The 14735-nt window shown below is 36.1% G+C and carries 13 protein-coding genes; 12 read left to right on the forward strand and 1 reads right to left on the reverse strand.

The genetic code is table 11. From position 1 onward, the window contains the following. Positions 1–143: 143 nt before the first annotated feature. Positions 144–1043 (forward strand): Gfo/Idh/MocA family protein, encoded by a 900-nt coding sequence (locus tag GH741_RS02110; protein ID WP_153735122.1) that lies wholly within the window; start codon positions 144–146, stop codon positions 1041–1043. 88 nt (positions 1044–1131) lie between these two features. Continuing rightward, positions 1132–2091: an alpha/beta hydrolase gene (locus tag GH741_RS02115; RefSeq protein WP_240795394.1), complete on the forward strand. Its 960-nt coding sequence runs from the start codon at positions 1132–1134 to the stop codon at positions 2089–2091. A 214-nt stretch (positions 2092–2305) separates the two neighbouring features. On the opposite strand, the gene GH741_RS02120 is transcribed toward GH741_RS02115, so the two are convergent. After that, positions 2306–3154, reverse strand: coding sequence for a VOC family protein (locus GH741_RS02120; RefSeq protein ID WP_153735124.1), 849 nt, complete (start codon positions 3152–3154; stop codon positions 2306–2308). Positions 3155–4070: 916 nt separating this feature from the next. Here GH741_RS02120 and GH741_RS02125 point away from each other — a divergent pair. The 10 genes from GH741_RS02125 to GH741_RS02170 all read left to right on the forward strand — a co-directional run bounded on the left by GH741_RS02125 (position 4071) and on the right by GH741_RS02170 (position 14700). After that, a complete protein-coding gene (locus GH741_RS02125; RefSeq protein ID WP_153735125.1) occupies positions 4071–4571 on the forward strand; it encodes an RNA polymerase sigma factor in 501 nt (166 codons plus the stop codon). Continuing rightward, positions 4568–6043 carry a zf-HC2 domain-containing protein gene (locus tag GH741_RS02130; protein ID WP_153735126.1) on the forward strand — a complete coding sequence of 492 codons (1476 nt, stop codon included), beginning with the start codon at positions 4568–4570 and terminating at the stop codon, positions 6041–6043. The genes GH741_RS02125 and GH741_RS02130 overlap by 4 nt, the downstream gene beginning before the upstream one ends. A gap of 618 nt (positions 6044–6661) precedes the next feature. Then, complete coding sequence (locus tag GH741_RS02135) at positions 6662–7639, forward strand: substrate-binding domain-containing protein (RefSeq protein ID WP_153735127.1); 978 nt, start codon at positions 6662–6664, stop codon at positions 7637–7639. Next, positions 7636–9102 (forward strand): sensor histidine kinase, encoded by a 1467-nt coding sequence (locus GH741_RS02140; protein WP_153735128.1) that lies wholly within the window; start codon positions 7636–7638, stop codon positions 9100–9102. The genes GH741_RS02135 and GH741_RS02140 overlap by 4 nt, the downstream gene beginning before the upstream one ends. Beyond that, positions 9080–10612 (forward strand): response regulator, encoded by a 1533-nt coding sequence (locus GH741_RS02145; protein ID WP_153735129.1) that lies wholly within the window; start codon positions 9080–9082, stop codon positions 10610–10612. Before GH741_RS02140 ends, GH741_RS02145 begins: the two co-directional genes overlap by 23 nt. Before the next feature lie 202 nt (positions 10613–10814). After that, complete coding sequence (locus GH741_RS02150) at positions 10815–11906, forward strand: sugar ABC transporter substrate-binding protein (RefSeq protein WP_153735130.1); 1092 nt, start codon at positions 10815–10817, stop codon at positions 11904–11906. 84 nt (positions 11907–11990) lie between these two features. Then, a complete protein-coding gene (locus GH741_RS21735; RefSeq protein WP_153735131.1) occupies positions 11991–12431 on the forward strand; it encodes a hypothetical protein in 441 nt (146 codons plus the stop codon). 634 nt (positions 12432–13065) lie between these two features. Further along, a complete protein-coding gene (locus GH741_RS02160) occupies positions 13066–13443 on the forward strand; it encodes a hypothetical protein (RefSeq protein ID WP_153735132.1) in 378 nt (125 codons plus the stop codon). 194 nt (positions 13444–13637) lie between these two features. Further along, a complete protein-coding gene (locus GH741_RS02165) occupies positions 13638–14045 on the forward strand; it encodes a DUF4181 domain-containing protein (RefSeq protein WP_338079200.1) in 408 nt (135 codons plus the stop codon). Between the two features lie 355 nt (positions 14046–14400). After that, complete coding sequence (locus GH741_RS02170; RefSeq protein ID WP_153735133.1) at positions 14401–14700, forward strand: hypothetical protein; 300 nt, start codon at positions 14401–14403, stop codon at positions 14698–14700. Positions 14701–14735 lie beyond the last annotated feature (35 nt).

The raw sequence follows: 14735 nt of genomic DNA on the forward strand, positions 1-14735 counted from the left end.
CCCGAAATATCCAATTGGACAAATATAGTCGGCTAGTTTATATTTGTCATAACATTCTAAATTCTAGTATTCTAGACTTTTCCAAACGTGAAATAAGCTACAACTGGTAGAAATCTACATTAGAACTATAATGGGGTGGTCGAATGAAAATAGGAATGATTGGTATTGGTGATATTGCAAAGAAAGCTTATCTGCCTGTACTAACAGCAACAAAATCTATTGAGCTTCATGTATGTACTCGAAATAAACAAACGTTAAAAGAATTGAAAAATACCTATGGTATAGCACATACATATTCACAAATGGATGAATGGATTGCGAGTGGAATAGAGGCAGCGTTTGTTCATTCTTCAACAGATTCACATGAATATATTATCGACAAATTACTAGATAATCATATTCACGTCTATGTGGATAAGCCTATCACTTATTACGCGGACTCATCGAAACGACTAATGGCAAAAGCTAAAAGTAAGGGTTTAATTTTAATGGTCGGTTTTAATCGTCGACATGCTCCACCCTACCAAAAATTAAGGGAAATAACGGAACCAAACATGGTTATCATGCAAAAAAATCGAGGAAACCAGGCTGCTAAAGCTAGAACCTTTATCTTCGATGATTTTATCCATGTGATTGACACATTACTTTACTTATTTCCTTACTCAATTGAAAATGTTCACATTAATGGTAAACAACAGGATGGTAATCTACAACACGTAACTCTTCAGTTAGAAGCGAAACAAGGAACAGCTATCGCTATTATGAACCGTGAAGCAGGTACAACTGAGGAAAAGGTAGAAGTTTTTAGTCAAGAAGAGACACGCAGGGCTACTAATGTTAATGAGGTGACTTCTCACAAAGATAGGAATGTCTTGATTTTCGGTAACAATGACTGGGAACCAATGCTTCAAAAACGAGGGTTTACTGGAGTCGTTTTAGCCTTCTTGGAATCAGTCAAAAATGGATCTATTTCAGATGAGAATTACAATCGGGATTTAGAAGGACACCTCATTGCAGAAAAAATTGTCCAACATTTAGAATAATTATCAGGGGGACGGTTCTTTTGATGATAAAAATACACAAAAGAACCGTCCCCGTGTTTACGGGGGTCTTATACATATGAAAAAGAAAATGATGATTATTTTAACTATAGTGATTGTCGTCTTGGTCGCAGGCTACGGGGCTGTTGGCAATTACTTTTATAACTTCGCTTTAGATGCAAACGATGAAAAAGAATTTTTGGATGATAACCCTCATTTAGAGGAAAGTGAAGCTGTTATGGCTATGGCTGATGTAACTGAAGCCGCAGAACTAGCTGATAGTGAATTTAAAGAGAAATATCCTCCTTCAAGCTTATCGGTTGTTTCAGATGATGAATTACAATTAAAATTACATGCAGACGTCTACGAACATCATGAGGACAACCCTAAATGGGCCGTCGTAGCACACGGGTACACAAGTAATGCAGCTGGGATGACTAGATATGTTCGTAATTTTCATGAACAAGGCTACAATGTGCTTGCCCCTGATCTTCGCGGTCATGGAAAAAGTGAAGGAGATTATATTGGCATGGGATGGCATGACCGGATGGACATGCTGCTATGGATTGATGAAATCGTCAAAATGGATCCAGATGCACAAATTGTATTATTCGGTGTCTCCATGGGTGCTGCTACCGTGATGATGACTTCGGGGGAAGAACTACCGTCAAATGTACAGGTTATTGTAGAAGATTGCGGTTATTCTTCTGTCAGTGATGTATTCATTTATCAGTTAGACGATTTGTTCGGATTACCGGAGTTTCCGGTATTAAGTGCAGCTAATACAGTTACAAAAATGCGTGCAGGTTATGATTTATATGAGGCCTCGGCTGTAGATCAACTTGCAAAAAGTGAAACCCCAATGCTGTTTATCCATGGCAAGGAGGATACTTTTGTGCAATATGAAATGTTGGATGTAGTCTTTGAAGCAGCACCAGTGGAAAAAAATAGGATTGTGATTGATGGTGCTGGACATGGCGAAGCAGAAAAGGTAAATCCAGAATTATATTGGAGTACGATTTGGAGTTTTGTGGGGAAATATATTGAGTAGGATCTACTGAATCTTTATATACTGTAATTGTTTTTGGCTAAGACTTTTTAAATAGGTAAAAGTTGAAAAAGAAAAAGGCACATCGAACAGAAATTAACTGTTTGTCGTGCCTTTTTGGGTACATAACTTTCGATTGTTTTTTTCGGGCTTCCAATCACATTTTCCCTTGATACTCAAAGATTTCTAATGAAAATAGAAGCATTAGAACCGTCCCTTACACTTTTAAACGAATACGATTTCCAGAGGGATCTGTAGTCAACGTGTTACCATTTTCTTCAGTTATCGGAGCACCTATGTCCTTTAACTGTGCAACTATTAATTTTTTCTTTTCCTCATTTGGAAGCATTAAATCAAATGATTTAAGTCCAACACTATTAGATGGAGGTGTAGGTGCTCCTACCCCATTCCAAGTGTTTAAACCAATGTGATGATGGTATTTGCCATCTGAAATAAAAAGTGCTTGAGCTCCATACCGTTTTACTACATCGAATCCTAGCCCTTTAGTGTAAAACTCTTCAGTATTTTCTAACTCGGATACATGTAAATGAATATGTCCCATAACAGTGCCAGCTGGTAGACCTTTCCATGGTTGATGATTCCAAGTAGATAGGAGATCAGGAAAATTTAAGGGATCAACGGACATATCAACTTCACTGTTATTCCAATACCACTCGGAAGGGTCTCGGTCAGTATAGACTTCAATGCCGTTACCATCTGGGTCTGATAAATATAAAGCCTCACTGACAAGATGGTCTGAGGAACCTAACTGAACCCCATTTTCTATAAAATGTTGGACGATTTGAGCTAAATCAGATCTTTCAGGTAAAAGTAGGGCAAAGTGATATAAACCTGTTGTTCTTCCTTGCTTTGGAATAATGCTATTGGGCTGCTCAATTGATAACAAAACTGTCTTTCCATCCGCAGTTAGATTAGCTTTTCGCTCAGTTTGCTCTAAAACTTTAAATCCGATTATTTCTTGGTAGAATGCTATTGAACGTTCTAAGTTTTGTACCTTTAAGTTTACTACGCCTACGAATGTAATAGGTTCACGATGAAAATTCATTTTGGCTACCTCCTGATTTATACTTAACACTAATTATTTTTAGTAGGTTACTTTATGTAAGTTAGTATAAAATAATAAGTAATGTTAGTCAAGCTGGGGCATGGGGTTTTTGGTCTCATATTTTATTAACGTTTGCAAACTAATAAACTCCACAAGAAAAAAGACAGAAAATTAAGAAAGTAGAAAATGTAGGAAAGGATTTAATCGTTTATTGTCGAATTAGTGAAAGAAACTTCTTTAAATTGGAAGGGGATGTTATTGAAAAAGAAAAAAATTTGTAATGATCTTGGCAGTGATTGGAGTAATACTTTCTTTTTCACCAGCAGTAACTGCTCATGAAGGTCATATTGGAATTCATTTAGTTGAAGGAGCCGAAAAAAATTAGCTAGTTGCCGATCTAGTACTGATGAATTTAAGGAAATGAGAGAGGAATTGGAATCTCTTGGTTATCATTGGAATGGAGTTAATGGTGTTGAGGTGGAGTATAATGACTTTGTTGGTGAAACCCCATATTTGAGGCAATTCCATTATTAACTTCCGATCACTCTGAAGAACGCTTCATGATCTATATAGTTGGTTTTGGTTTTGTAACAAATGAGCCAATTTCACGTTTTCATTAATTGTCTCTTAATTAAGTAACCTTGAAACGTCACACTTTGAAAATGATTAACCGGCATCCGATAATGGATGTCTTTTTATTGCGGACAGTTCAGTCGGATAGCGGTTAACTCAAATACTAAGTGGTGGAATCACAAGAAAACAAATATTTATTTTTGTGCGGAGTAAATATAGGATTTAATACTCATCTCACCGAAAAAAAAAACAAAAGAACCGTCCCCCTGATTCTAAAAAAACTATTGTACGTGTAACTTTTGTTGAAGTCATCTGTCTATATGGATAGAGAGGGGAAAATGACATGTCGGATCCAAGGATAGAGATATATGAAAAATATAAAAATGCGATTTATTTATATCTATATCGATCTACTCTAAATCAGCATATTGCCGAAGATCTAACTCAGGATACCTTTCTCCGGGCTTTCCAATCTTTATCCAGCTTCCGAGGCGAGTCATCACTGAAAACTTGGCTATTTAAAATTGCGAGAAATACATATATAAATTTTAATCGAAAAAAACAAAAACAATTAGAAATACATACAGATGCTGTCGATCAGGAATTTGTTGTTCAACAGGATCCCTTTAAACGTTTTGATGACAAAATTTTAATCCAACAGGTACTAGTAAAACTTCCGGAAAATTATCGAACTTATATTATTTTACGTGATGGAAATGGGCTAACCTATGAAGAAATTGCAGTAATTACAAATCAATCAATCGGCCAGGTAAAGGTGGGGTTATATCGGGCAAGGAAGAAATTCAGAAATCATTATAAGCAGGAAGTGGGGGAGGAAAGATGAAATTAGATCATGCGGTGGTAAAGGATTTATATCCAGTATATATAGAAAATGAATTAAGTCCTGAAGTGAAACAGGCAGTTGAGGAGCATTTACAAATTTGTGAAGGATGCAGAAATAGTTATGAAACGGGTGAAGGTTTCTTTGACCAACTAAAAGAAATCGTAGAACCTGAAGCACCTATTTCAATGGATGAAAAATTATTGTTGAAGGTAAAATTAAATCGGTTAAAATGGGTAGCTTTTTTACTAATTGGCATTATTCTTTCTATGGTGATAACGGATTATAAAAATGACCGAGAAAAACTATTCTTGGCATTAACTGATTACTATAGCACGCAAAGACACTTGCCAGACCTATTCGAGGTTGTAAAAAATGAGGAATATAGTGACTTAGATGATGTTCATGCAGTTGTTCATCAGTTTTTTGAAAATAAGATTGCCCTTGAAGAGCATTTTAATTTTATTGAAAAACGTTCTCTGAATAATACAACGTACTATTTAAGCATGAACACCTCTAGATTTACCAACATGCTAGAGGTTATGAAATACCGTTATGATCATGGATTGTGGTCTGAAACAGATGAAGCGGCATACCAACAAGTCCAACAATATTTTAATCATTTAAACCAAGTAATGACAGAGGAGTATAAAGAAATGCACCATGGGTATAGCTCTTACTTTGAGACACTAAATGTTAAGGAAATGGATGAATTTTACGAGAGCATAAATGAATTAAGTGATAGCTACACCCGTTTTCATAAGCTATCAGAACAATTACACCCTTTAGAAAAAATGGAACTAAATCAAAAAGTAGCTAATATTATAGAAACTGATATGAAGGCCATCACATTAGAAAAAGAAAGTCCCTTAAACGAAGATCCTTACACGTATAATTATAGATCGAAAGGGGATTATTCAGGTTTAATTGATGGGATAACTGGTCAAATTCTTGAACTTCATGGCAATCATGAGCTTACATCTGGTCCAATAATGAGTGAAGAAGAAGCAGAGGAGACAGCTAAGGATCATCTTGAAAAAATTTATGGAGATGAAGTGCAATTTGATTTAGTATCGCTAGGATTTAATTATAACTATAGTGCCAATGACTCGCGTTTTAAGGTGTACAGCTATAGACTAGTTCCTTATGCAGGAGAATATAGGCTCTATTCACCATTTGAACGTGGAACAATCCTACACTTAGATGCGCGTACTGGTGATTTAAATATGTTCCATCATAATCCGCATGTACCGAACTTTGATGAGTTGAACCAAACTGAACTCGATATAGAGGTATCAAAAAAAACACTGCAGGAAAAGGGATTGAACGTATCAGAAACGGTGATCATTTATTCAGCCCTATCTGGTGAATTTGAACTTGTCCATATGGATTCAACCCTAGAAGACTTTGAGGAAGGTAAATATTATTCAGCAGAGACCGGAAACGAGGAGTGGATTTATTTTAATGATAGGTAGAAATTAGAGGAGTGAAATTTGGTAAAGCACTGGACTTAGCCACTTTAAACACCAAAAAAATAACTAAATGTGGTCTAACGATCCATATCGTAGATAAACAAGTAAAATTTTTCGCGAAATTTACACATATATTCCAATAATCAACTCGATTGTAGTAAAAAAGGTAGATTTGAAAGTTCCTAAGCAAATAGTAAACTAATAGATAAGAGAGAGCTACGACGGGTGACTCCCCTGTAGCTCTTTTTGATCGTACTTTTCTGTCAAAAAAATATTGAATTAGGATAATCGACAATCGAAGCGGCCTTTAATGATTTAGGGTGATTTAGTTAAACTCTTTCATAGTTAATGAAGGATAAAATAGATTATTAAAGAATAGTAGTGATATATGATTTTATATTTATAGTCAAAAATTGATTGGATTTGAGGTATAATATGGCGAAAGGAATCATTTTAAGTATATTGCTGGAAGTGCTTCCAAGCCAAAATCCTGTCCGGCGAATACTATAGCGATTCCATAACTATTCTATATTAACCAACTGCTTATGAATGGAAACATAAGAACCGTCCCTATGGGTCACCAAACCGTCCCCATGAAGCGCTTGAAAGGAGCAACATGTTATGAGGAAGATCGCCACTTTTGTAATCGCTATCATTTGTGTTGTGCTATTTTATTTTACATTCGATTCGGCGTTTGATGTGTATCGTGCTAATTGGCAATTGCCGAAAGAATCAGACCAAGAATCTTTAGATAATCGTCTGGTGTTAATTACTCAAGAACTGGACACTCCTTTTTGGGACAAGGTTAGTGCCGGGGCGAGGAAGCAAGCTGAAAAAGAAGGGGCAACAATTGAAATATGGGGCAGCTACGGGAACAATCAGGAAAACTTTTTAGAGCAAATTGAACTAGCTATCTATTCAAAAATGGACGGCATTATTGTGCAAGGGTTGGACACAGATGAATTCAAGGAATTAACGAAAGTGAAGGCGGCTTCTTACGGAATCCCTATTATCACCGTCGCAAATGATGTTCCCTCAGCAGAAAGCCTTCGTAAAACCTATGTTGGTTCTAACCAATATTTAGCAGGGGAATTAATCGCGGAGCAACTTATAGCGGATATGGGAGCATCAGGGGAAGTTATTCTTATGCTGGACAGCAAACAAGAATTTTATCAGAAGCAACGATTGAAGGGTATTCAAGATTATCTAAAGGATTATCCGAACATCGAGATGATAGAAGCAACAACGGAAGATGCTGGAGAGCATGGGATCGCTCTGACAAAAGACTTACTGAATCGCTATCCTAATGTTGATGCTTTTATTGCAGTTAACTCAAATTTTACAGAAGATATTATTGAGGAAATAGAGAGGCGCTCAAAAGTAATACCATATCATATTTATTCCTTTGATGACAATCGTGCATCACTTTCTCTACTAAAACAAGGGAAGCTTGATGGGATGATTGAACAATCTCCTCAAAAAATGGGGGAGCGGAGCGTAAAGCTAATGATGGAATGGTTGAATAATGATACGGTTCCATTAAATCTGGATGGGTATCTTACTGATATTCGGATGGTGAAAGCGACGGACCTACAATGAATATACAAAAGAAAATCTGGTTACTTGCTGTAGTTGTATTACTGATTATGGCTACGATATGGATGTCGCTCACCTTTTACAATCAAAAAATGCAAGACCAATATAATAACATTCTCGAACGCTATTTAGTAATGAACGAATTAACGAGTACAAGTCAGCAAATGGTAACAGCATTAAACAATTATTTGCTTATCCCTGTTGCCGAAAATCTAGAAACAATTGACAATAGTAAAATGCAAATTCAAGAGATGAAAGAAGAGGTTGCTGATTTTAAAAATACAGAGAATGAGTTAGCATTAACTAGCTATATTAACTTAATCGATAGTCTTATAGAAACAACAGATCGTTCCCTTGTGTTTCATTCAGAAGCTGGAACTGAGAATGCAAGGAGGGCACTTAATGAAGCGACGTATATTTCTAATTATATTTCTGAAATGACACTTACTTTAATTGATACAGAACTAAAGACATATGATCGATTTTATCGGGGGATTATTAACCAATCGGAAGAGCTGAATCAGCTTGGAATTTGGGTATTGTTGTTAATCACATTTCTCTTATTGCTTTATACCTACTGGTTTTCCTTAAGAATTACGAAGCCAGTCGAACAACTGACACGAGCAGCAAGTGAATTGTCTAAGGGAAGGTTTGATTTAAAAATTGAGGTTGATTCGAAAGACGAAATAGCCTTTTTGGGAAAGATGTTTGAACATATGAGAAATAATATTAATAACTTGATTTCAGAAATTCAACAGAAGGCACAGCTTGAAAACGAGCTTCAGCAAAGTAAGCTTCTTTTAAAAGAGAGCCAGCTTCGCAGTTTGCAGAGTCAAATCAATCCGCATTTCTTGTTTAATACACTTAATACTGTTTCGAAAAAGGCATATCTGGAAGGTTCTGAGGAAACAAGTGATTTACTTGTCAGTGTTGCTGGTTTATTGAGATACAACTTAAAGCATTTAGACAAGTCTATGACACTTTATGATGAAGTCAACGTTTTAAAACAGTATATTAATATTCAGAAAGCTAGATTTACAGATCGGTTAACCTTTCATACAGAGATTGACCAAACTTGCCTCCATATTGAAATACCTGGCCTAACTCTACAGCCGATTGTAGAAAATGCGATGATACATGCGATTGAACCAAATGAAGATGGTGGTGTTATCTGGTTTCGTGTAAAAGATGAAGGAGACCGGGTCACAGTTGAGGTAGAAGATGATGGTCCTGGAATGCCTAAAGACAAAATTCAGCAAATCATCGATGAGGAACAACAACATGACACAATGGCTGGTCACGCATCTGGAATTGGGTTAAGTAACGTGGTGAAACGCCTTCGTCTTTTCAATGGTTGTGAAGATGTAATTAAGATTGAAGGTAACAAGGGAAATGGGACAAAAGTAATCCTACATATTTTTAAGGAGAGGGGAGTCGATAGAGATGATAAAGTTACTACTGGTTGATGATGAGCAAATCGAACGAGATGCACTACAAGTAATTTTGGAGAAAAATTTCGCTAATCTCGAAATCAGGCAAGCGAAGAATGGTAGAGTTGCCATTGAGGTAGCGGCAGAGTTTCAACCGGATTTAGTGTTAATGGATATCCAAATGCCAGGCATTGGTGGTTTTGAAGCAGTAGAAAAAATCAAACTCGACTATCCTCATACTAAATTCATTATGGTTACGGCTTATGCAACGTTTGACTATGCGCGATTAGCAATGAAGCAAGGTGTTGTTGATTATATGGTGAAACCGAGTAAGGTTGCAGACATCGTAGATATAATTGGTAGGGTCTTCAACCAGATTGAAGCAGAAAGGAAGACGCAGGAGAAAGATAAATACCAACAGGACACATTGCAAAAAGCGTTGTCTGTCTTTGAAACAGACGTCGTTACACAGCTGTTGTTCGATCATGTCCATGAAGTGCATTTAAATGAGTTGGTTGAGATGTTAGACATGGAGATAACGGAAGAAAAATTCGTTATGAGTCTTTTGCTTCCAATCGGTTCGGAAGTCTATTATCCTGCAATCAGAGAAAAGGTTAGGAAAGCAGGAAGTGGGTGGATTGGCGCTTTATACGGTCGCCAGCTACCAATCATTGTTTTCAGAAACAAAGACTTATCGTTCCGCTCACAGGCTATCTTTTTAGCGAGAGAGATCTTGACACTGGCAAAATCGAATGATGATGCCGGATGGTTTATTGGGATTGGTAACGTTTATAGTTCATTAGATCAAATTCGTCAGTCCTATCAAGAATCGTTACTAGCAACTCGGGATACGATGCTACCGGTTAAATATCGTTTTTATTCTGATTTGCCTACACTTGTTCCCGGTATTGATAACCAAACATCAAAGCAATATGAACAACAATTTTTTGAACATATACGTAGTGGACAATGGGGAGAAATTAATGCAACTGTGACTGACTTAATTAATCGTTATGAAAAGGAAGGAACCAATTTACTGCAAACACAGCAACATTTGATGGAGCTCCTTTGGCTTGTATCCCAAGTACTTAATGAAATGGGAGTAGAAATAGAATCACCAATCTATCCTTTTCAATCTACTGATTATCGACAACTACGATCTGAAACAAATCATTTACTAGAAAGGTTACAGCAGTCGTATGAGGAGCGTCATGCTAATCTCGAAACAGACACAATTGAACAAATCAAACAATATATCATAGAAAACGCTCATCAGGATATATCACTAGATGAAATTGGTAGGGTCGTAGGCCTTAGTCCAATTTATATTAGCAAAATTTTTAAAGAGCAGCTCGGAGTAAATTACATCAACTTTTTGACGGAGTGTCGGATTGAAAAAGCAAAGAAGCTGATGCGAGATCCAGAGAAAAGCTTAAAGGAAATCACTTTTGAGGTTGGTTACCATGATCCAAACTATTTCAGTAAGGTGTTCAAAAAAATGTGTCATGCCTCACCAACAGAGTATCGAAGGAACATCCATGCATAGATAGAATGCCGAAGCCTTGTTATTAGTTAGGAGTATAAAATGTGCTATGAGGTCTAGCTCCAGAGAAAGTAATTCTCCGTTGAATTTACTTCGAAGCTTGCCAAGTATTACATTAAAAAAAGCTGCTTAGAATTGTCATCGCGCAGAAACAAATGGTTTTCTTGTTTCGATTGGCTTTTCTTATAGGAAGGAAGCGAGACAAATGAAACGGTGTTTTTTCCAAGCTAGTTTTGTGCTAATCATACTCGTGTTGGTGCCGATTATCTCTGCCTGTGAGGAACAGGAAAGTGCTAGTATAAAAGGACCATTAGGAAATGTCACCTATACGCCTGCCGAAACCGGAACTACTGATGACACAATTAAAATCGGCTTTGCAATGGGTACGTTACTCGAGGAGCGTTGGCTAAAGGACCGGGATCTGTTCAAAAAAGCAGCCGAACAGCTTGGTGCAGAGGTGGAAGTAATGTCTGCTGATGGTGACGACGCATTACAAATATGGCAAGCAGAAACGTTAATTAGCAACGGTATTGACCTACTTGTTGTTACACCACATAATGCCGAGTCAACGGCTGCAATCGTGGAAAAGGCTCATTCAGCTGGGATCAAGGTATTATCTTATGACCGGTTAATTAATAATGCTGAAGTGGACATGTACGTTTCCTACGATAATGAGAAGGTCGGCGAACTACAAGCGATGGCGATTACAAGCTTAGTTCCTAAAGGTAAATATGTTTATATCGGAGGTGCAGAGACCGATAATAATGCGCACTTGGTTAAAAAAGGTGTGTTTAAGGTGCTACAGCCACTGATTGATAAAGAGGATATCACTGTTGTATTTGATCAATGGACAAAGGATTGGTTACCATCAAATGCAAAAGCAAATATTGAAATAGCTCTAGATGCAAATGATAATCAGATTGATGCAGTTATTGCCGCCAACGATGCGACGGCAGGTGCTGTTATTGAGGTGCTTGAAGAACGAGGCCTTACCGGAAAAGTCGCAGTCACGGGTCAGGACGCCGATCTTGCAGCAGCTCAGAGAATTGTTGCTGGGCTCCAGACAATGACCGTATATAAGCCAATCAATGAGTTAGCAGAAAAAGCGGCTGAACTTGCCGTTAAACTTGCCAAAGGAGAAGATGTTGATAATAATCTGAAAGTAAATAACGGTAAGGTTGAAGTTCCATCAGTTCTCCTTACGCCAGTTGCCGTCGATAAAACTAATATCGACGAGACTATTATTGCAGACGGCTTCCATACCAAAGAAGAAGTGTACCAGTGGGACACTAACTAGTTTTATTCGTTATTTCGTGAAGGAATCACATCTGTTCTTCAACTATATAGGGGGTCAGGTTTATAAAGATAAGGGAAGAGATAGATGACAGATAGTAACAAAATACTCATATGGATACTGCTTCCTCTTATCTATGGATTTATATCGAACACCTTTATGCTGATATTTCCTCCATTTTTGAGCCAACTAGTCTTAGCAGTTTTTTGGTTCTGGATAGGAATCAAGTTTTCCAGTTTTAGTGGTAACAAAGTGAAGAGTTTCTTTATTGGTAATAGTATTTGGTTACTGACATTTATATTATATTTAATGCAATTTGTTCTTTTGGATGATGAAAGCAGAAATATGACTATAGCAATTATTAGTCAATATTACATGCTTTCATTTATTTGGTCGGGTACAAAATTGGCATTATTATTTACAGACGCATTGAATGGAACAACTATTATAATCATTTCATATCTTTTTATGTTATTGATATTTACGATTGGTTTTTTAGTTGGATGGACAAAAAAACATAATAATTAATTATGAAAAATTGTTGTACTATAGGATGGATAGTGTGGTTAGGTAAGAACTGACTGTACCAAATTCAAGTGGTTGTCCTCTCCTTGTAGGATGAGGAATGGCATAGGTGACTGTTCAAGCCCAAAGAGGCATAGCATATATATAAGGAGCGTGATACCTTGCAGATTAAATTACTATTGTTGGCTTTCATTATTTTCATAGTTATATCGACCCTGCAATCACATCCGCACGAGGAAACCTTAGCCAAAGTTAAGAACCAAGAGGATGAAACGTCCAGTGATCACCTTCACGAAAACAGAAAAAATAGTTCTCCTTAAAAATGGTTTATTGCCATTACCTAATGGAGAACCAATAGTAATCACACCTATCCTCTTCCAAAAAACACACCTCATTTTCCAGAACCGATGCCAAATAAGAAAGTAAACTTAGATGAACAAGCTAAACATAAATAAAGTTTGTTAGAGTTAACAAAAGGATTGACAATATGGCGATCTTTTTTTCTTTCTTTAAAAGATAAATTGGGATTTTATGTTAAAATTTACATAATCTTAAACTCTATCCGTGGAAGAGTTGAAAAAGAAATATTAAATTAACTGTTTGTAAGATTTAACTAAATAACTAGAAAGGAAAAAATATGAGACAATTTAAAATTCCGTTACTACTTGTAATATTTTTGTTAACTGGTTGCCAGTTGTCTGAAACTCTTTCGTTTGTTGGGGAGAGCCAGAGTTGGTCAGCACAAGTAATATTACATCAAGCATCTGGAAAGGAAAGCGAGGATGTAGTATTAAAGTATAAGGGGGACAATCTGGAGGATGTTGGGATTTTTAAGTATTATATAGATGGACCTCAATGGGGAACTGGGCTAGATGGAGTTGAACTAAATGAAGCAGGGGTTTTTAAAGAAGTAGGAGCTAGTATTAATGAGAAAAAGACACCTGAAAATGCAGAGTTGGCTATTAAAATTGAATGGAATAATAAGTCAGAAACTATTTTACTAAAAAGAGAATGATGTTTTTAAGTATTAACTGATACGAGAGCATTCGATCTTAATGGTTCACTTATTTACTAACAACGCAGTTTTAAGGTATTCTCATAAAGAGATTTTGGAGAACCATCCAATAAAAATGAGATTAAATGATAGTGAAATTTTTATAGACCGTTGTAAAGCTAACGTAAGTAAGTGGATGGAAGAGGAGGAGTTGTGTGTTCTGGATAAAATTTGGTTTGATCTCGGCAATTGTTTTAGTGACTGTGTTAATTATTAAGTTTTTTCTGAGAAAGATTCTTAAAATAGAGAAGGTTGAAAAAGAATTTTTTTCCTTTAATTATATAAACGAACTCCATCGGAAGGTTGACAACCGGATAAGAAATATTTCTGCAATCACTCTATTCATTCTACTTTTTGTTTTGTTGTATTATTATGAAGGTGTAATCTACCTATTTTCACTTGCACTAATCTTTTTTCTGGCATTGGAAACTGTAGTAAGAGCTTTTTTCGAGTGGAATTATTCATCATACCCGAAACAAGCTATTTTAACGATAGCTGAAATGTTTTTAATTTTAATTGCAATAACAATTGTTGTTCAATTTGAATTACTTGGTTCTTATTAAAACCTTGTTAAAATAAAGCAACAAGCTATTCCTATGGAAATTATTATAGGTTATAGTTTAGGTTTTATCGTCTTAATCCTATTCTTGATTTCGTTATTCAAAGGAATATCAACAAGAATTAAAAGTTCATGCAATGTATTAAGTGATAGGATAGCTAAACTAGAGAAACGCGTTAAAGATTTGGAAAAGAACAGTAAAATACTTCAACTTTTGTATGGACTGCAATTGTGGTTTTCAAAGTAGTTTAATTACTAAACCTGCGATGAGTGAGAAAGGCAAGCTAAATACAGATCTACCAGATGGATTTGTTAATTCTGCTCAATAGTTATTTTACTAAAGAGGTGAAAGATTAAAGATGAGGACATTTCTAGAACTACTACGAATTATTATAATTTTCGCGCTACTTGGTGGGTTTGGATGGGCAATTTTAGGCAACATTTATACGACAAATGAAATAACTCAAACTTATTCTTGGCTCGGTGCTGTCGCTATTTTATTGTTACTTTTTGTTTTGTATAGAAACAAGTTGCAATTTTCAGGGTGGTATAAAGGAAAAGGTAAATTAAAACTTCCAAATTCAGTAACCTTAGCACTAATTTTGAGTTCTATATTGCTAATCATATTGCCCTTTATATTAGGTTCTTTGTTAGGATAATAGGTGTTTAAGAGATGTAATTTTGTTAGATGAAG

The sequence above is a fragment of the Aquibacillus halophilus genome (genome assembly GCF_009649745.1).
Classification (GTDB): Bacteria; Bacillota; Bacilli; order Bacillales; family Amphibacillaceae; genus Aquibacillus; species Aquibacillus halophilus.